We start from the raw sequence: 17,425 nt of genomic DNA, 5'->3' as shown, positions 1-17,425 counted from the left end.
TTCAATATTAGGGAATTGATGAAGGCCACTTATAATAAAGAAACCCTCTACTGAGCGTAGGGGGTTTTTCTATTATTTTCTCCTCACAATAATCTAGTTAAAAGAAGTTATATTTAGTCAAAATGTCGCTAGGCATTGTTTACGGAGCGCTAAATGCTACGTATCATTTTAACTAAATAAAAATTAATACATTTTAAGTAAAGGGAGAGAATAATGCTTAAAAGTTTAATGGCCACATTAATCATGGCCGCACTTGTCGTATCGTGCTCGGGAAAGAGCAGCGCAAATAAATCAACCTTTGTTTATTGTTCAGAAGGCTCACCTTCTGGGTTTAACCCACAATTCTTAACAGATGGCCCATCACATAATGCGGCCGTTTATCCTCTATATAACAGACTTGTAAAATTTGAGACAGGCTCGACAAATATCATTCCATCAATTGCTGAAAGCTGGACAATTTCTGAAGACCAACTAACTTATACTTTCAATATCAGAAAAGATATTAAGTTCCATACTACAAAAGATTTCAAACCGACTCGTAATCTCGATGCAAGTGATGTTGTGTGGTCTTTTAATCGTATGTTCGATAAGAATCATCCTTACCACAAAGTTAGTGGCGGTATTTATGAGTACTGGGATGGTATGGGAATGAGTAATATCATCAAAGGTATCAACCAGACAGATAAGCACCAATTACAAATTACTCTTCATCACCCTGAAGCACCCCTACTTGCAAACTTTGCAATGGCATTCACAAGTATTCTCTCTCGTGAGTATGGTGAAAAAATGCTAGCGGCCAAAACTCCTGAAGTTCTTGATCGTAATCCAGTTGGAACGGGACCATTTATCTTTAAGTCTTATCAGAAAGATACAATGATTCGCTATGAGGCCAATAAAGAATACTTTAATGGCGTACCTAAAATTAAACGAATGGTTTTCTCAATCACTCCAGACCCATCAGTTAGAACTCAAAAGCTAGTGGCCGGAGAATGTCACTTAGCGACTCAACCTGCACCAACAGATATCGCAGCACTTGATGCGAACAAAGATATCACTGTTCTTTCAGGGCCAGGCTTAAATGTTGGTTATCTTGCTCTTAACACTCAAAAGAGGCCATTTGATAATATTCACGTAAGACGCGCGATTAATTATGCATTAAATAGAAAGACATATGTTGAGCCAATTTATCTTGGGTATGCAACAGTTGCTAAAAACCCAATGCCACCAACAATCTGGGGATATAACAACGATATCAAAGACTATGACTACAATGTAGAGATGGCAAAAGAAGAACTAAAGAAAGCAGGGTTACCAGATGGCTTTAGCACGACTCTTTGGACTCTTCCAGTTTCACGTCCTTACAACCCAAATGGAAAGAAGATGGGTGAACTAATGCAAGAAGATCTTGCAAAAGTTGGAATTAAAGTTGAGCTCGTTACTTATGACTGGCCGACTTACTTGAAAAAGGCCCACGCTGGTGAACACGCAATGCTACAGATGGGATGGACGGGAGATAATGGAGATCCTGACAACTTTCTCTATATGCTACTAAGCTGTGAAGGAGCAAAGGCAGGATCAAATTATGCTAATTGGTGTAATAAAGAATACGATAGCGAAGTTATTGCGGCCAAGCGCTTAAGTGACAAGAAAGAAAGAGCTGTTCACTACAAGAAAGCTCAAGAAGTATTCAAAAAAGAAGTTCCTTGGATCACACTATTTCACTCAACAGTACACCGTGCAATGAGAAGTAATGTGAAAGGATTTAAGATTCACCCATTAGGAAATGATATCTTCGATAAAGTTTCATTAGAATAATATATGAAAAAATTTTTACAAAAACGCTTTCTACAGCTAATCCCAACACTTATTGGGATTAGCTTATTTTCTTTTATCGTTGTCCGTTTAGTTCCTGGTGATCCTGTCCTACTTCTCTTAGGAGAGCGTGGTGCAGATCCCAAAGTCTATGCGGCCATGCAAAAAACACTTGGCCTTGATCGCCCCATCTTAGAGCAATACTTCATTTATATGAAGAATATTTTCTCAGGTGATTTTGGCGTTTCCATTGTGACCAAGCAAACTGTCATTAATGAGTTCTTTTCGCGTTTTCCAGCGACTTTAGAGTTGGGAATTTGTGCTATGATCTTTGCAATCTTGATTGGAATACCAGCAGGAGTTTATGCGGCATTAAAGCGCAATTCTTTTATGGACTATTTCTTAATGGGTACTTCACTTGTTGGCTACTCAATGCCAATATTTTGGTGGGGTTTAATTCTTATCATTATCTTCTCAGTTAACATGGGAATTACTCCAGTATCAGGCAGAATGGATGTTCTCTTTGATGTTCCAAGAGTTACAGGTCTAATGCTAATTGATACATTAAACCCAGAGGTCATTTCACTTGATGGTTTTGCACCTTTTACTTCTGCACTAAAGCACCTCATTCTTCCAACAATTGCCATGGGAACAATTCCCCTCGCCGTTATATCAAGAATGACAAGATCAAGTGTACTTGAAGTACTCAAAGCTCCATATATCCAAACAGCAAAGGCCAAAGGTCAAAGCTATCAAAAGATTGTTTGGAAACACGCTGTACGAAATGCACTGATTCCTATTGTCACAGTAATCGGTCTTCTTTTTGGAAGTATTATTACTGGGGCAATTCTTACTGAAACAATTTTTTCTTGGCCAGGTATTGGACGCTGGCTAGTTGCAAGTATTCACGCAAGAGATTATCCAGTTATCCAAGGAGGAATTCTCTTTATTGCTCTGATGGTAATTTTCATCAATATGTGTGTGGATATTATCTACTCAATTGTTAATCCAAAAATTTCAGGTTCAAAATAATGGAAGTACAAAATTCAAATGTAACAACAATGGAAGTCTTTAAGGAATTTATTGATCACTTTAGTGACAACAAAGGGGCGCTCTTCGGTCTAGCTCTTGTCTTAGGCTTTATCATCATTGCTCTACTGGCACCTTTAATTGCACCACATGGAGCAAGCGAGATTTTCCCAGGACAACTTCGTATACCTCCATTTTGGGCAGCGGATGGCTCTATGCAATTTATCTTAGGTACAGATGATCTGGGTCGAGATGTTCTAAGCCGACTTATCTATGGAGCTCAAATTTCTCTCTTTGTTGGTATCTCAATTGTTTTGATCTCAACTGTAGTAGGAACAATGCTTGGCCTTCTTGCTGGATACTTTGGAGGCAAAACAGATGCGGTGATCATGAGATTCATCGATATTCTTATGGCCTACCCAAGTATCTTACTTGCTATTATCGTTGTTTCTGTAATTGGCCCAGGCCTAATGAATGCGGTTTTTGCTGTTGCCTTAGTAAGTGTACCTTCGTTTACACGACTTATTCGTGCAAATGTATTAGAAATAAAAAATCTTCAATACATTCAGGCAGCAAAAACATTTGGTGCCTCACCTATGCGAATTATGCTTAAAGAAATTCTACCAAATTGTATGGCAACACTCATTGTTCAAGTAACACTAGGCCTTTCAGAAGGGATTCTTTCAACGGCCGCACTTGGCTTTCTAGGCCTAGGTGTCCAGGCACCTACTCCAGAATGGGGAATTATGCTAAGTGATGCCAGACCTTACATTCAAAGTGCCCCATGGCTTGTGACACTTCCAGGTCTTTGTATCTTGGCCGTTGTTTTGGGACTGAATCTTTTTGGAGATGGCCTAAGAGATGCACTTGATCCGAAGCTTAAACGATAGAAGAGAAATATATGAGTTTATTAAAAGTTAAGAATTTAAATATACACTTTAAAACAAAGAAAGGACTTATTCACGCCGTTCGAAATGTTTCGTTTGAAGTTAAAGCGAGTGAAACACTTGGAATCGTTGGTGAGTCAGGTTGTGGAAAAAGTATCACGAATATGGCAATAATGGGCCTGCTTGATGATAATGCTGTCGTTGAAGCAGAAGAATTAAGTTTCAACGGAGTGGATCTGCAAAAACTTAATGAGAAATCGTGGCAACAAATTCGCGGAGGTGATGTCAGTATGATCTTCCAAGATGCCATGAGTAGCCTAAACCCATGTTATACAGTTGAAAATCAGATTGAGGAAGTTCTTCTCATTCACGAACCAAACTTATCAAAACAAGAACGTAAGGATCGTGTTGAAAGGCTATTGATTCAAGTTGGAATTCCTGCGCCTAAAGAGCGCATGAAAGCTTACCCACACGAGCTATCTGGTGGAATGGCCCAACGAGTGATGATTGCGATGGCCATTGCTTCAAGCCCAAAGCTTTTAATTGCAGATGAGCCGACAACGGCCCTTGATGTTACTGTTCAACAGCAAATTCTAGAGCTCCTAGATGAGATTCAAAAAGAAACAGGCATGGCCGTTATCTTTATCTCCCACGATCTTGCTGTCGTTAAAGACTTCACGCAAACTCTTCAAGTTATGTATGCTGGCGAAGTCATTGAAAAAGGACCAACAATGGCCGTCATCAATTCTCCTCGCCACCCCTATACATCAGGACTATTGAAGTCAATTCCTTCATTTACAAATGATATTAACGCTCCCCTTTACTCAATAAAAGGGATGGTTCCAGACTTAGGTGATCGCCCTACAGGATGTCAGTTTAGAAAGCGATGTGAATATGCGACTGAACAATGTGAATTACTCCCTAAGCTTGTCATTCATGATGATCGCTCTCTTCGTTGTATTCACCCATTAAATTAAGAATTAGGTATAGATATGATTGATACAATTAAAGTAAATGATTTAAAAAAGTACTATCCTGTCGCAGACAAGTTTGTAAAGGCCATCGATGGCCTAAGCTTCACTCTTCAAGAAAAAACAACTCTTGGAATAGTTGGGGAATCTGGTTGTGGAAAGTCGACTCTTGCAAAATGTCTTATGGCACTCGAGCAAATAACAGATGGAAGTATCACAATCGGTGGTAAAGACTTCTCAACTCTTTCTTCAAAAGAACTATACAAGTCCATTCAAATGGTTTTCCAAAATCCACTCGAGTCACTTAACCCAAGAAAAAAAGCATGGGAAATAATCGCTGATCCTCTTCTTATCAATGAGAAAGTAACAAAGAAAGAAGCTTTTGAGCGTGCATGTGAACTTATGGAAACAGTGGGCCTTCGTCGTGCTCATGCTCACAAGTACCCACATATGTTTAGTGGTGGCCAACGTCAAAGAATAGGAATTGCCAGAGCTCTTATTTTAAAACCAAAAGTTTTAATTCTTGATGAGCCAGTATCTGCTCTTGATGTTTCAGTTCAAGCGCAAGTTTTAAATCTTTTAAAAGACCTTCAAGAAGAATTTAATCTCACTTATATCTTCATCTCTCATGATCTCTCTGTCGTTCGCTATATAGCGGACAAGGTACTTGTCATGTATCTTGGAAAGGTTTGTGAATACGGAAAAAGTGATGTCATCTTTACGACTCCACTGCATCCTTATACGAAAACACTTCTAAAGTCGGCCCACGCGGTAGAAAACGAAGTGATCAAGGCCTTCCCACCACTTAAGAATGTGGAGCTTCCATCACCTCTCAATCCACCTGCTGGATGTAACTTTCATACTCGCTGCCCACTTGCAGTTGAGCATTGTAAAAGCAAAGCACCAGAGTGTCGTCATATCGACAGCAGAGATGTTTTTTGTCACGAAGTTATTGAAAATTAATCATGATAAAGGCTTCCGTCAGGAAGCCTATTGTAATTATTTCAACTAAACACTATTTATATCCTAAATTTGCTATAAATCCTCAAACAATAAATTTGAAGGATAAACATATGAAACTAATCGTTACTCTAGCACTAACATCATCTGTATTTGCTGGCTTTTGCGCTGACGAGGCGATATTTGATCCAAGCTGGCCAGGGAATAAAATTTCTAATGTCATAAAATGTAATCGCGTGAAAGCGAAGTCTTATGTCCTCGAAAAGAACTTACTTCTTGGCGATAGCGCTTGTTTTGGAATTATTAAAGAGCAATTCTCGGAATACAAGAACACAACGTATAAAGTGTCTTTTTGGGATACTGAAAAGGGTTATGAAGGACTGAGTATTATCCCAACAATTCTTGAAAATGGTAAAATGTTTGAAAAAGCTAAAATCGAAGTTAGTGACAATGGCGACACACACCTCTCATACAGAGACCCTAGTCGTGGTTATACAACTGAAGTTGATTTTAATCTTGACGACCCATCTATGATGAAGGCCCATGTTTTTAATAAAAGGCTCTTTTCGAAGAAGTCTGTGGAAACAGCTGAATACGAATGTGAATTTGAACTCTAGTTCATAAAAAAAGCCTCGCAATGCGAGGCTTTTTTTATATGTAAATTTGAAAAATCAAATTACTTAATTTCTTTGTGAAGTGTGTGCTTTCTTAAGAAAGGATTGTACTTCTTAACTTCAAGTCTCTCTGGATGAGTCTTTTTGTTTTTAGTAGTTGTGTAACGAGATGGAGTTTGTCCATTCTTTCTCGCTTCTGTACACTCAAGTGTAATAATAACTCTTGGCCCCTTTGCCATAACTGCCTCCTAAAATATATAAAACTTTAAAATTGTTTTCTCTAATTTATACAAATTACAATTCGTAGGTTAGAAACTTACTAGAAATACATTGTCATGGCAAGGGCCAACTGCTAAAAATACAGCATGGAAACACAAAATCTTGTAAATCTCAAAAATTGGAACTTCGCCCACTACAATAGTGAGCACTTTAAATCATTCATTGGAATGACTGGAGATATCCAAGAAGTTGATGGCCAAATAAAAGAGCTAATCCTCTATTCTGTTACAGTTGTGGACGGTGAAGATCTTGAGGTTTTTCAACGAGATTTCAGCTCTTTAAAGAGCGCCATTGATTTTATCAATGAAAAATATGGACATTGGCAATTTAACGACCCGACAGATAAGTCTGGAGGTGGCTGCAGCTCTTGTAGCGCACATTAAAAATGCCCATCTCAGCTATGGAAGCACTACATTAGATCTTGACAAATGGTCCTATATGGGCGAAATTGCTCAAATCTCTAATTAATACTAAATCAGCATTGTACCAAGCAATGCAAAAGATAACGAGGTTTAAAATGAAAAAAGGTATTCACCCAGAGTACAGAGACGTTCTTTTCCATGACATCTCTGCAGACACAAAATTTGTAGTTAAATCAACAATCAAAGCTGATTCAGAAGAAGAGTTTGATGGGAAAACTTACCCATACGTAAAACTTGATATCTCAAGTCTTTCTCACCCATTCTATACAGGAAAAACTAAAGTTCTTGATACTGAAGGTCGTATCGATAAATTCAGAAAGAAATTTGGTACTTCTTACGCTTCACTTGGGAAGAAAAAGTAATTATCGAATCAAAATTTTCGAATATAAAAGAAGCCTCGCATTGCGAGGCTTTTTTATTTATAATTTAAGATATGAAATTTCTAATCACTATCTTTATTGCACAGCTAAGTTTTGCCAACCTCGATAACAAGATCAATTATATCGCCGACATTCTGTTAAAAGAGCAATACCTAATTAATGACTCAAAAGAACGTGCAGACTTTGTTAAAAGACAGCTGATAGAAAAGTCTGCAAAAAGCTTAGACAATAAAAAGCTTGAAAAAATCATTGATGACAATACAAGCTTCGTTGATATCAAAGAAGAAATAAAAAAACGTATTAAGGCCAATTATACAGAAAATGAAGTGAATCGACTGATGGCCATTCTTGAAACAAAGGAAATGAGAAAACTTGCCAAGGATGTCCTTTCAAAAATCTTAACAATGCCCCACTTCAAGATGGATAAAGAAAAAATTATCTACGAAGTCAAAGAGCTGAAGTCTAAATAATCTTAAAAATAAATTATTTATTTTATCAGTAAATTACATTTCATTATTTTCATAAGTTAGCTCTCTTAACCAAAGACAGCCTAAAGAAACCCCTTTATTTACAAATACTTACACACTCTCCCGACTAAAGAAATAAAGTATATTTACCGAATAAAGTGAAACTGAACATGTATCACTTAAGGGGGAATAGTGAGTAAATTATTAAAAAGAGTATTTCTACTTCTATCTGTTTTATCACTTCTAGCAAGTTGTTCTTCTATCAACTCATATCAAGCAAGAGAGTATGCTGAGTGGAAAGCAAAAGGACTTGAAGTGAAAGAAAAAGATGAAACATTGGCCGCAGTTTTAAATATCCTGCCAGGTGTAGGAGATTTCTATAATGGCGATGTACCTAATGGTGTTGTAAACCTACTCTTTTGGCCACTGTCAGTTGCTTGGGCACCTGCAGGTGGAGCACAAGGAGCAAAGGTAAGAAATTATCATGCAACGAAAGCACACGTCGACTCACTTGAAAAAAATAAAAAAGCGCTTCTAAGTGAACTTGATACCGCCTTTATGACTAATATGATTTCAAAGAAGGCCTATATTATTGGAAAGCAAAAAATCACAAGTATGGATTTAATCGAGTTTAGATCAGGCGTAAGACTTCAGGACGTCCTGACAGCACCACTTAATCGTCTACCAGCTAGTAAAAAGTAAATATCTAAGGGAGCCTTATGCTCCCTTATTCAACACCTTCAACTTCAATAGTCTTTACACGAACAGTAGAATTTTCAAGTTCCTTATCAATTGTATAGCGAACACAAATGCCAGAGGAAATCTCTTCTAATTGCTTAACAACTTTCTTCTTAAAGAGTTTCTTAGGAACTTCTAAAGTCACAGACTTATTATTTTCATCACAGACATCCCAAAGGAATGCGTGCTTAACATTTTTCTTTAAACGAATAATTCTTGCTTTACCGCTCTTATCTTCAATTTGGTTTAATGCATAGAAGTGAATTGTTGCAGGCATGACCTTACGATCTAATTTTGCAACTTGCGAAAGAGACTCGAGCTCGAAGTCCAATGAAGTTTTAATTGATTGGTGACACCAGTCATCGATCCCTTCAAGAGGACAAGTCCCCTGTCCCATACATGGATATTGAATTTTGTAATCGATTAAGAGAAGCTTCTTTCTTAAAGCAAGAAGGTCTTTAAATACATCTTTTGTTCCAGGTTCAATACAAATGATAAATTTAGGATTGTAGCGCTTAATAATCTTAAAGGCCGCAGGCATTCCCATTTCATTGATCGAATTACCAAAAATAAGAGTTCTTGGAGAATCGTCAACATTTGGTAGAGTTTGAGAAAAACCAATTTTAGGATTTTGAAAATACTCATTATTAAGCTTATTGGCCTGTTCAATCATAAGCTTAGATTCATCAACTCCTGTGAAAGAAAGAGCATCCGAAAAAAGCTCACTTGCCGCAAAAACATAAGTTCCAGGTCCTGTTCCAATATCTAAGATGTGAGTTTTAGAAATTTCGGCCTTCATCTGCTCGCTTAAATGCTCAGTTAAAAACTCAAGTTTAAGAGCATTTGTTGGAAAGTAGAATGATGTATAGGCACTGATTAAATCCTCATCAGAGTAGTTATTCTTAAGCTTAGTACGCTCACTAGTAAATTGTGTCGACTGAGTCCCAATAAGTTTTGCAAGTTGCTGCTTATTAAGATTTGGATTTAAGAGACTCTTTAAAATTTTATCGTATTCAAACATTTCTACTTCCTAAAAAAAAGGCCCAAGAAATCCTTGGGCCCGAATTCAATATTCTTTTTAAAAGATTATACTATCTTTTTTCTGGTGCTACGTAATCTCTCTCATTTTCACCAATATAAACTTGGCGAGGACGAGAAATACGTGCTCCATCTTCTCTCAGTTCTTTCCACTGAGATAGCCAACCTGGTAAACGACCTAATACGAACATTGCTGTAAACATATTAGTTGGGATTCCAAGTGCTTTGTAGATGATTCCTGAGTAGAAATCTACGTTTGGATATAGGTTACGCTTAACGAAGTACTCATCTTTAAGAGCAACTTCTTCAAGACCTTTTGCAATATCAAGAAGTGGATCTTCGATCTTAAGCTTAGTAAGAATTGTGTCACATGCTTTCTTGATGATTTTTGCACGTGGATCAAAGTTTTTATAAACACGGTGACCAAATCCCATAAGACGGAATGGATCGTCCTTATCTTTCGCTTTTTCGATGAACTTTTGGTAATCACCACCATCTTTCTTAATCTCTTCAAGCATTTCAAGTACAGCTTGGTTTGCACCACCATGTAATTGTCCCCAAAGAGCTGTAACACCAGCTGCAATTGAAGCAAATACGTTAGCATGTGAAGAGCCTACAACTCTTACAGTTGAAGCTGAACAGTTTTGCTCGTGATCAGCGTGAAGGATTAGAAGTGTATCAAGAGCGTCTGCTACGTCTTGGTCTACTTCACCATCAAACATTAGATTTAGGAAATCTGCTGAGTAATCTAGCTTAGCATTTGAAGTTAGTGGGCTTTTTCCCATCGTCTTGCGATAGAATTGCGCCATCATAACTTTTACTTGTCCCATTAATTGAACAATAGCCTTGTTCTTAATTTCTTCAGTTGCTTCTGGATCTAAGAACTCTGGGTAGAAACCACTTAGAGATGAGATCGCAGCAGCTAGTACACCCATTGGGTGAGCTGAACCAGGAAATTGGTCGATGATTTTTTCAACGCCACCTGGAAGCTTGCTGTTAGCTGAAATTTCTCTGTTGAAAGTATCTAGCTCCTTAACAGTTGGAAGCTTTCCATTGTAAAGAAGGTAAGAAACTTCAGCAAAGTTTGAAGATTCAGCAAGTTGTTCGATTGGGTAACCACGGTATCTTAAAATACCTTTCTCTCCGTCTAAGAAAGTAATCTTCGACGTACATGATCCTGTGTTAACAAAACCAATATCTAAAGTAATAGCACCTGTTTCTGCTCTTAGCTTTGAGATGTCTAAAGCGACTTCGTTTTCAGTTCCTACGATCACAGGAACTTCAATAGTTTGACCATTGATTTCAATTTTTGCACTATCGGCCATTTTATTCCTCCAAAATTTAAGTTGGATATAACTTAAATACGTTAAAAAACACGAATTAAATTAAGTAGATACATATCTTTTTTTGCTAAATCTGTCGACACGTCTTGCGTCTAAAATGCACAGCGTTGCATTAATTTTCCCAATTATCTGGGTCTTGCTGCCATTTCATAAGAAGCTCATGGCCTCTTTCATCGATCAATTTTTGCGACAAACAAATATCGGCTAATTGATTAAGATTTATTAAAGAAAAAATCTCAATACCTAAATCTTTAGCAACCCTTTTAGCATTGGGAGTTTGATAGTCGACCAAACACAGCACTGAGTCTACCATATGGCCCTGATCGCGAATGAGTCCAATGACTTTTTCGATACTTGAGCCTTGGTTAACCAGGTCTTCAACTAAAAGTAATTTACTATTTTCGCCAACTTTTCCTTCCACTATCTTACCCGTGCCATGGGCCTTAGGCTTTGAGCGTACATAATTCATTGGCTCGCTACGATAAAATGCTAATGCCGCAGCGTGAGAGATTCCAGCAGTTGCAACACCTGTAATGAAGTCATATGAAAAGTTATTCTCTTCAATGAGTTCACTCATGAGCTCAATTGCAAGCTTCCACATTTTTGGATCAGAAGACATAAGGCGATTGTCACAGTAAATAGGCCCAGTCTTACCAGAAGCGTATTTAAATGGATTTTGTGGAGAAATTTTAATTAAGCCAAATTTTATCATCTCTTTTACAAGAGAGATTGTCTTTTCTGTCATGCTAACCCCTTTAAAATAGTTTAAACAAATTTATCCATCTTAAAAAGTCGAATTCTTGTATAATTATCAATTGATTATTAATTTTTTCTCCTAACTAAATTTTATTATTTCAATAACTTACCGATGCGGGAGATATATGAAAAGAAATTAATGATTAGTTGATTAAAGGAGTACGTTTTTGAAAGCATTATATATTTGTGATGAAAAAGATGAATGGGGATACATTAGAGATTCTTTCTCAAATTGTTATCCAGATATCCAACTTCATTGCGCAATGAGTGGTGATGATGCAATTGACCTTTTAAGCTTTGAAGGTCCTTTTGCCGTGATCATTATTGAAGTAGCTCTTAAAAATGAAGATCCGTCTCAGCTAGCGGGAAAGATTCTTTCGATTACAGGTCAAAGGCCATTTATCTTTATCGGTATGGAGGCCATGATCAAACAAAAAATTCCAGATGCACTCTATGCACGAAGTGAATCGAGCTCGGCACTTTTTCGCCCAATTGAAGAAGAAGATTTTATGGGCGCAGTTAACAAGGCCCTTGCCTGGGTTAAAAGTGAAGACTTCGGCTCTAGCATTGAGGAATTTGAAGAAGACGATTTATTGCCAATGAAGATTCGTGGCTTTTATTTATTTGATACACTCGCCTACGATGTCTATTTAGAACTAACTCAAACAAAATATACAAAGATCATATCGGCAAATAAGAAATACTCTCACGCAACAATTCATTCTTATGCGAGAAAGAATATAAAAGTCCTTTATCTAAAAAAGAATGACTACTTAAAATTCTTAGAAGAAGGAATAGAAAACCTCCTTAAAACTTTTGAAAGCAAGAAAAGACTTAAAGACTCAGAAGTTATTGAAAATCAAATTAAGGCCGTTCTTTTGATTCATCAATATGTTAAAACCGTTGGCGTATCAGAGAATGTAATTAAACTTTGTGATGAAGTCATTCTTTGTAGTCGTGAAATCATTCTTGAAAATAAGAAGTATCGTAATGTCCTTTCGCTATTTCCAAAAGGGCCATTTGATATTGCCACTCAATCAATTATGACACTTTATTTATCACACTTTATTTTACAAGCTCTTGGCTGGGCCTCTGAGACATCAAAGAAGAAACTTGGACTGGCCTCACTTTTATATGATTCAATGCTTGAAAATGAAGACCTTGCTTCAATTCAATCATTAGAAGACCCACAGCTTAAAATGTTCAAAGAAAGTGAGCAAGAAAGCTACCGTCTCCATCCTCTTAAAGCAGCTGAGATTGCACAGTACTTTACAGGTTACCCTGAAGCAGACTTTGTCGTGGCCCAGCACCATGAAAAACCAAAGGGAGATGGCTTCCCTAATAAGTTAAGTACAAATAAATTAACGGCCCACTCGTGTGCATTTATCCTAGCAAATAACTACATTTTAAAACTTTGTACAAGTACAGGCGGCAAAAAAAACTTACTTAATATCTTTAGAGAAATTAAAGAAGTTTACAACCAAGGTAACTTCAAAGACCCACTTAATGCTCTACAAAGGACGATACTGTAAATTAAATTTTTCTTAAAAAGCGGAGTCCTTTGCTCAAACAAAAACGAGGGATTTTTAATTTACATTTTTCTTAGTTAAGTTAAACTCTTTGTATTGTTTTACAAACATCACAATATTAAGGAGTTTATTGATGAAAAAACTATTATGTGCAGCACTTTTTACAGTTGTTACTTCTTCAGCATTTGCAGCTCACGGACCAGCAGGTTGTGGTCTTGGTTCGGTAATTTTCGAAGGTAAGTCAGGACTAGCTCTTAACGTTCTTGCAGCTACAACAAACGGTATCCTAGGTAACCAGACATTTGCAATGTCAACAGGTACTCTTGGTTGTGAAGATGCAAAAACAGCACGTGTATCAGCTGTATCATTTGTTGAAAACAACATGATCGCACTTTCAAGCGATATTGCTCGTGGCGAAGGTGAAAGTCTAGATGCATACCTTGCTCTAGTTAATGCTCCAGCAGCAAACAAAACAAACCTAAAGCAAAACTTTGATAAGATTTTTGCTGAAAATGCTGACGCACAAACAATCCACAATAACATCCAAACTGTACTAGCGATGTAATACTTTGGCCTACAACTTCGGTTGTAGGCCATTTTTCCAATACGCCAAAAATTGATTTTAGAATGAAAAAATATTTAACTGCAACATTTCTCTTCTTTGCTCTAGGGCATTCTTCTTGGGCATCAACAGAGCTCGAAACTTTTTCTAAGTCACAAAGGTGGCTAAAGCTCATACGATATGAAAAGAATCTTTTCGGTTACGAGTCCCTAGTAAAAGCGAAGGAATATTTTCTTTCTGAAAATGGTATGACATCACCACTAGAGGAATTGAAACAAACAATTTCAGGTGTTGAATCCCCTCTTGTTAAAGACATGAATAATCATCCGAAGTGTCTTTTCCCTGCAAGATTCATGCTCTTAAAAGAACATAGGCTAATTGAGCAATCATTAAATTTGTATGATTGTCCTGCTTATCAAGACTATATAAAGAAAATCGATATCTATTCAGTCTCTATTATTTTTTCTTCTTACTTTATAGAAAAGCCCGCTTCAACTTTTGGTCACACATTCTTTCGTGTTCGTTCAAAGTCATCTAAAAGCCAAGATAATGATCTCTTAGATTACGGCGTGGACTTCAGTGCGAAAGTCGATACTAGTAATCCCCTCGTTTATGGCTACAAAGGTATTTTTGGTGGCTTTAAAGGCATGTTTGCTATGATGCCATATTATGTAAAAGTTAAAGAATATAATAATATGGAATCGAGAGATCTTTGGGATTATGAATTAAACTTAGATAGAAAAGATCTTATTTATTTTCAGGCGCACCTCTTTGAAATGAATCGAGCTTATTTCGACTATCTCTACTTCACTAAGAATTGCTCTTACCACATTCTAGCGTTTGTCGATGCCATTAGAACAGACTGGAAGCTAATTGATAATATCGATACTACAGTTCCTCCAGTTGATACAATCTACGCTTTATTCGAACAAGACAATATCGTAAAGAATATTAAAGTTAGACCCGCTTCGTATACAAAATTAAAAGCGAGGTATGATGAGATGAATCCAAAGCAAGGAGCACTTTTCAAAAAGCTTATCAAGGATTCTAAGAATATCAGCGACATCAAAGATAATGTTGATGAACTATTTGTCTTAGATACTTATAATCTTTATATCGACTTTAAGAATGCTGATGTTGATGCAACGAAGTCTTTAAAAGATAAAGAGAAGAAAGAATACCGTACACAAAAATTTCGTATTAATAGCAAACGAGCAAAATTAGCTTCAAAATCACAAGATATTAACTATGATTTTTTAATGCCTAAATCTCCGGATAAAGGCCACTCTACAAATCGTTTTAGCCTAGGTCCAAGCTTTGATAGTAATGGAGAATATCTAAATATTGAGTTTCGTGGAGCACTCCACGACCTACTCGATAGACAAAGTGGTTATCTTCCCATGTCCACAACAGAGCTAGTTAATATAAAGTTAGATTATAATCGCTATCAAGAAGATCGACTGAGGTTAGTCGATATACAGCTTGCTCGTATCGATGCCTTAAGACCTGTAACAGTTTTTGCAAAGAAGCTTAGTTGGCAATTTAACTTTGGTTTTGCTGAGAGCTTTACATATCAAAGCCGAACATTAAATCCCTACTTAGATTTTGATCTTGGTTACACTTTTGGTAACGAAGTATTCGCACTGGCAGCATTTATAGCAACACAAAACTCTTATATCTATGAGTCAGACTATGACTATGCTCTTACTTATGGGCCAAAAATAAGGCTTATCTACTCGAGTAAATACTTTTCGTGGCAAGGTAGTTATCAATATTCATTTAGAAATAACACTCGCTTAAATAAGCAACATGAATGGAATAGCGAAGCAAAGTTTCACTTTACCAAGGATGTTAGCTTAAGACTTGCCTACCAATACTATGATGAAGTTTACCAAAGAGCGATGGCAGGACTAAATTTCTTTTACTAATCGAAAGTAAACAAAAAAACATGATATTTGCCACACACAAGTAAGATCGCTATAGTTTTAAAATGAAAAAAGTAAGTATTGAATTTGAACAACAGGCCTTAGCACAACTAGCGAATACTCCCATTGAAGTTCAAGATGAAATTAGTTGTTGGATAAATCTTCTTTCAGATCTAGGTATCGATAAGGCACGTGAATTCAAGATTAAATACGATGGGCCTCTCAATATTGAAATTGATGAAATCAATAATATCAGAAAGATTCAATTAAAGGATAGCTGGCACGCAATCTATACCCTCGAACAAGATAGTGTCACAATAAAAAAATTAGTAGATATTGCTTAAATCTTAATCGTCGCAAGTGTTTCGATGATCTTCTTATACGTGTGCTTAGTAAAGCGCTCACGTAGCTTAGTTATTACATCTTCAACATTTATTTTTTGGCGATCTTCAATTCTTTGGTAGATTTCTTCTGTAAATGCTTCAGCAATAATAAGAACCTTAGCAAGTGGAGAGATATCATCTTTAAAACTTGTCGCAAAACCTAGTCCATTTGATGTTCCATGGTGTTGCATGATAATAACATCGGCGCCAAGTGGACATGCAGGATAGCGCCTAATTGCATCTGCTGCTTCAGCAGCATGATTGATAATGATTTCCTTATCTTCTTCAGAGACTTGAGGATCAAAAATGATCTTATCCTCGTACATTAGATCAGGATATTTTTTATAGACTTGCACTAAGTACATATCGTGGAAATAAAGAACAAATTTTAATTTCTCTTTATGAGCAGGGCCACCCCATTCAACGTTGTCGAGAATATGGGACGAAACGTAACCTGCAATAATTGAGTGACTATAGAGAAAGCCAGATTTTAGCGCTGCTAAATCCTTTAGGATAGATTTTAGATCTGGAACATTATCAATAACTTCTTCCATCGTATCCATACACATTTGAGAAAGCTGGACAACTTCTTTCGTTACCCCTTCATCTTCAAATAGCTGTTCAGCAATGGCATCAATACTTTGCTCCACAAAATCAAGAGATTCTTGTTGAGGAGTTTCAGGAGTCACCTTTTCCATACTTTCAATTAAAAGCTCAGTTACCCTCTTAGTGAAAGCGAAACGCTCTCTTGCAGGTATCAAAAGATGTGAAACATTTTGATCTAAGAATTCTCTTACCTTTGGCCATACATCACTTTCAGTGTCGTATATTTTAGTTGGGACTTTCTCGCCATTATTTTCTAGCATATAGTAGGTATCACAAAATGCTTTATTAAACGGAAAGAAGAGACGAATTGGCATTTCATATAACTCTTCTGTCACAACGGCCAAAACTTCTTTTGGTGTAATTTTTAAGCATTCAAAAATATTTTGTAGAATGCCAGGGATATCAAATTGATTTTTAACAACATAGTTCTCATCTGGAACGAGATCCCCTTCTCCAATAACAATCGAAGGAATATCGCGATCATTTTCAATAAGATTATGAAAGGCCAAAAGGGCCGTATCTTCATCCCCGATTGAGGCCATTGTTACGAGTAGATCAATAGGAACTTCTGTGTCCTCAATATGAATGAGCGCCTCATCAAGTGATGACGTAAAAATCAGATTCAACTCAGTGTATGTCTTAAGATTTACACTGTAGATTGAATTTAAAACTTCATTGTCACAAATTACTAAAGCAGTTTTCACAAATTCCTCTTAAAATGATA

At 36.8% G+C, this 17,425-nt stretch carries 19 protein-coding genes; 14 read left to right on the top strand and 5 right to left on the bottom strand.

From position 1 onward, the window contains the following. Window positions 1-213 precede the first annotated feature (213 nt). From ACMAYX_RS15240 to ACMAYX_RS15215, 6 genes are all read left to right on the top strand, one after another. Complete coding sequence (locus tag ACMAYX_RS15240; protein ID WP_412472128.1) at window positions 214-1,815, top strand: ABC transporter substrate-binding protein; 1,602 nt, start codon at window positions 214-216, stop codon at window positions 1,813-1,815. Window positions 1,816-1,818: 3 nt separating this feature from the next. Beyond that, on the top strand, window positions 1,819-2,844 hold the full coding sequence (locus tag ACMAYX_RS15235; protein ID WP_103219073.1) for an ABC transporter permease: 1,026 nt from the start codon (window positions 1,819-1,821) through the stop codon (window positions 2,842-2,844). Next, window positions 2,844-3,731: an ABC transporter permease gene (locus ACMAYX_RS15230; protein ID WP_103219074.1), complete on the top strand. Its 888-nt coding sequence runs from the start codon at window positions 2,844-2,846 to the stop codon at window positions 3,729-3,731. The genes ACMAYX_RS15235 and ACMAYX_RS15230 overlap by 1 nt, the downstream gene beginning before the upstream one ends. Before the next feature lie 11 nt (window positions 3,732-3,742). Further along, window positions 3,743-4,705, top strand: coding sequence for an ABC transporter ATP-binding protein (locus ACMAYX_RS15225; protein WP_412472127.1), 963 nt, complete (start codon window positions 3,743-3,745; stop codon window positions 4,703-4,705). A gap of 15 nt (window positions 4,706-4,720) precedes the next feature. Beyond that, window positions 4,721-5,662, top strand: coding sequence for an ABC transporter ATP-binding protein (locus ACMAYX_RS15220; protein WP_392992352.1), 942 nt, complete (start codon window positions 4,721-4,723; stop codon window positions 5,660-5,662). A gap of 110 nt (window positions 5,663-5,772) precedes the next feature. After that, a complete protein-coding gene (locus tag ACMAYX_RS15215) occupies window positions 5,773-6,276 on the top strand; it encodes a hypothetical protein (protein WP_412471081.1) in 504 nt (167 codons plus the stop codon). 59 nt (window positions 6,277-6,335) lie between these two features. Here ACMAYX_RS15215 and rpmG read toward each other — a convergent pair whose 3' ends face one another. Next, window positions 6,336-6,512, bottom strand: coding sequence for a 50S ribosomal protein L33 (gene rpmG, locus ACMAYX_RS15210; RefSeq protein WP_021268365.1), 177 nt, complete (start codon window positions 6,510-6,512; stop codon window positions 6,336-6,338). A 126-nt stretch (window positions 6,513-6,638) separates the two neighbouring features. Between rpmG and ACMAYX_RS15205 the strand changes: the two genes are divergently transcribed. The 4 genes from ACMAYX_RS15205 to ACMAYX_RS15190 all read left to right on the top strand — a co-directional run bounded on the left by ACMAYX_RS15205 (window position 6,639) and on the right by ACMAYX_RS15190 (window position 8,523). Further along, window positions 6,639-6,935, top strand: a complete 297-nt coding sequence (locus ACMAYX_RS15205; RefSeq protein ID WP_103219078.1) for a hypothetical protein — start codon at window positions 6,639-6,641, stop codon at window positions 6,933-6,935. 134 nt (window positions 6,936-7,069) lie between these two features. Then, on the top strand, window positions 7,070-7,336 hold the full coding sequence (locus ACMAYX_RS15200) for a type B 50S ribosomal protein L31 (protein ID WP_021268340.1): 267 nt from the start codon (window positions 7,070-7,072) through the stop codon (window positions 7,334-7,336). Between the two features lie 71 nt (window positions 7,337-7,407). Further along, window positions 7,408-7,824: a hypothetical protein gene (locus ACMAYX_RS15195; protein WP_103219079.1), complete on the top strand. Its 417-nt coding sequence runs from the start codon at window positions 7,408-7,410 to the stop codon at window positions 7,822-7,824. A 189-nt stretch (window positions 7,825-8,013) separates the two neighbouring features. Further along, the gene (locus ACMAYX_RS15190) at window positions 8,014-8,523 is read left to right on the top strand and encodes a hypothetical protein (RefSeq protein WP_103219080.1); all 510 of its coding nucleotides are present in this window, start codon (window positions 8,014-8,016) and stop codon (window positions 8,521-8,523) included. 25 nt (window positions 8,524-8,548) lie between these two features. Here the strand turns inward: ACMAYX_RS15190 and ACMAYX_RS15185 are convergent, their stop codons facing one another. The 3 genes from ACMAYX_RS15185 to pyrE form a co-directional block, all read right to left on the bottom strand. Beyond that, window positions 8,549-9,580, bottom strand: coding sequence for a small ribosomal subunit Rsm22 family protein (locus ACMAYX_RS15185; protein WP_412472126.1), 1,032 nt, complete (start codon window positions 9,578-9,580; stop codon window positions 8,549-8,551). A 70-nt stretch (window positions 9,581-9,650) separates the two neighbouring features. Beyond that, entirely contained in the window at window positions 9,651-10,922 is a 1,272-nt protein-coding gene (locus tag ACMAYX_RS15180; RefSeq protein WP_103219082.1) for a citrate synthase, read from the bottom strand. 130 nt (window positions 10,923-11,052) lie between these two features. Beyond that, window positions 11,053-11,685 (bottom strand): orotate phosphoribosyltransferase, encoded by a 633-nt coding sequence (gene pyrE, locus ACMAYX_RS15175; RefSeq protein WP_103219083.1) that lies wholly within the window; start codon window positions 11,683-11,685, stop codon window positions 11,053-11,055. Window positions 11,686-11,863: 178 nt separating this feature from the next. Here pyrE and ACMAYX_RS15170 point away from each other — a divergent pair, with 178 nt between their 5' ends. The 4 genes from ACMAYX_RS15170 (at window position 11,864) to ACMAYX_RS15155 (ending at window position 16,056) form a co-directional block, all read left to right on the top strand. Then, the gene (locus ACMAYX_RS15170) at window positions 11,864-13,228 is read left to right on the top strand and encodes a hypothetical protein (protein ID WP_103219084.1); all 1,365 of its coding nucleotides are present in this window, start codon (window positions 11,864-11,866) and stop codon (window positions 13,226-13,228) included. A 130-nt stretch (window positions 13,229-13,358) separates the two neighbouring features. Beyond that, entirely contained in the window at window positions 13,359-13,790 is a 432-nt protein-coding gene (locus ACMAYX_RS15165) for a DUF3015 family protein (protein ID WP_103219085.1), read from the top strand. 62 nt (window positions 13,791-13,852) lie between these two features. Then, a complete protein-coding gene (locus ACMAYX_RS15160) occupies window positions 13,853-15,715 on the top strand; it encodes a DUF4105 domain-containing protein (protein ID WP_103219086.1) in 1,863 nt (620 codons plus the stop codon). Between the two features lie 62 nt (window positions 15,716-15,777). Beyond that, a complete protein-coding gene (locus ACMAYX_RS15155; protein ID WP_392992359.1) occupies window positions 15,778-16,056 on the top strand; it encodes a hypothetical protein in 279 nt (92 codons plus the stop codon). On the opposite strand, the gene ACMAYX_RS15150 is transcribed toward ACMAYX_RS15155, so the two are convergent. Beyond that, window positions 16,053-17,405 (bottom strand): hypothetical protein, encoded by a 1,353-nt coding sequence (locus tag ACMAYX_RS15150; protein WP_103219088.1) that lies wholly within the window; start codon window positions 17,403-17,405, stop codon window positions 16,053-16,055. The two genes, ACMAYX_RS15155 and ACMAYX_RS15150, sit on opposite strands and share 4 nt — an antisense overlap. Window positions 17,406-17,425: the final 20 nt, after the last annotated feature.

This window comes from Halobacteriovorax sp. RT-2-3, assembly GCF_047085075.1.
GTDB lineage: Bacteria > Bdellovibrionota > Bacteriovoracia > Bacteriovoracales > Bacteriovoracaceae > Halobacteriovorax_A.
The sequence above is the reverse complement of the archived record's forward strand: the minus strand, read 5'-3'. Positions and strand labels throughout refer to the sequence as shown.

Bases quoted from the DNA above. Each gene is read 5' to 3' on its own strand.
- ACMAYX_RS15195 (WP_103219079.1), top strand. From the start codon at position 7,408: ATGAAATTTCTAATCACTATCTTTATTGCACAGCTAAGTTTTGCCAAC.
- rpmG (WP_021268365.1), bottom strand. From the start codon at position 6,512: ATGGCAAAGGGGCCAAGAGTTATTATTACACTTGAGTGTACAGAAGCG.
- ACMAYX_RS15220 (WP_392992352.1), top strand. From the start codon at position 4,721: ATGATTGATACAATTAAAGTAAATGATTTAAAAAAGTACTATCCTGTC.
- ACMAYX_RS15240 (WP_412472128.1), top strand. From the start codon at position 214: ATGCTTAAAAGTTTAATGGCCACATTAATCATGGCCGCACTTGTCGTA.
- ACMAYX_RS15185 (WP_412472126.1), bottom strand. From the start codon at position 9,580: ATGTTTGAATACGATAAAATTTTAAAGAGTCTCTTAAATCCAAATCTT.
- ACMAYX_RS15165 (WP_103219085.1), top strand. From the start codon at position 13,359: ATGAAAAAACTATTATGTGCAGCACTTTTTACAGTTGTTACTTCTTCA.
- pyrE (WP_103219083.1), bottom strand. From the start codon at position 11,685: ATGACAGAAAAGACAATCTCTCTTGTAAAAGAGATGATAAAATTTGGC.
- ACMAYX_RS15180 (WP_103219082.1), bottom strand. From the start codon at position 10,922: ATGGCCGATAGTGCAAAAATTGAAATCAATGGTCAAACTATTGAAGTT.
- ACMAYX_RS15155 (WP_392992359.1), top strand. From the start codon at position 15,778: ATGAAAAAAGTAAGTATTGAATTTGAACAACAGGCCTTAGCACAACTA.
- ACMAYX_RS15205 (WP_103219078.1), top strand. From the start codon at position 6,639: ATGGAAACACAAAATCTTGTAAATCTCAAAAATTGGAACTTCGCCCAC.
- ACMAYX_RS15235 (WP_103219073.1), top strand. From the start codon at position 1,819: ATGAAAAAATTTTTACAAAAACGCTTTCTACAGCTAATCCCAACACTT.
- ACMAYX_RS15225 (WP_412472127.1), top strand. From the start codon at position 3,743: ATGAGTTTATTAAAAGTTAAGAATTTAAATATACACTTTAAAACAAAG.
- ACMAYX_RS15160 (WP_103219086.1), top strand. From the start codon at position 13,853: ATGAAAAAATATTTAACTGCAACATTTCTCTTCTTTGCTCTAGGGCAT.
- ACMAYX_RS15215 (WP_412471081.1), top strand. From the start codon at position 5,773: ATGAAACTAATCGTTACTCTAGCACTAACATCATCTGTATTTGCTGGC.
- ACMAYX_RS15230 (WP_103219074.1), top strand. From the start codon at position 2,844: ATGGAAGTACAAAATTCAAATGTAACAACAATGGAAGTCTTTAAGGAA.
- ACMAYX_RS15200 (WP_021268340.1), top strand. From the start codon at position 7,070: ATGAAAAAAGGTATTCACCCAGAGTACAGAGACGTTCTTTTCCATGAC.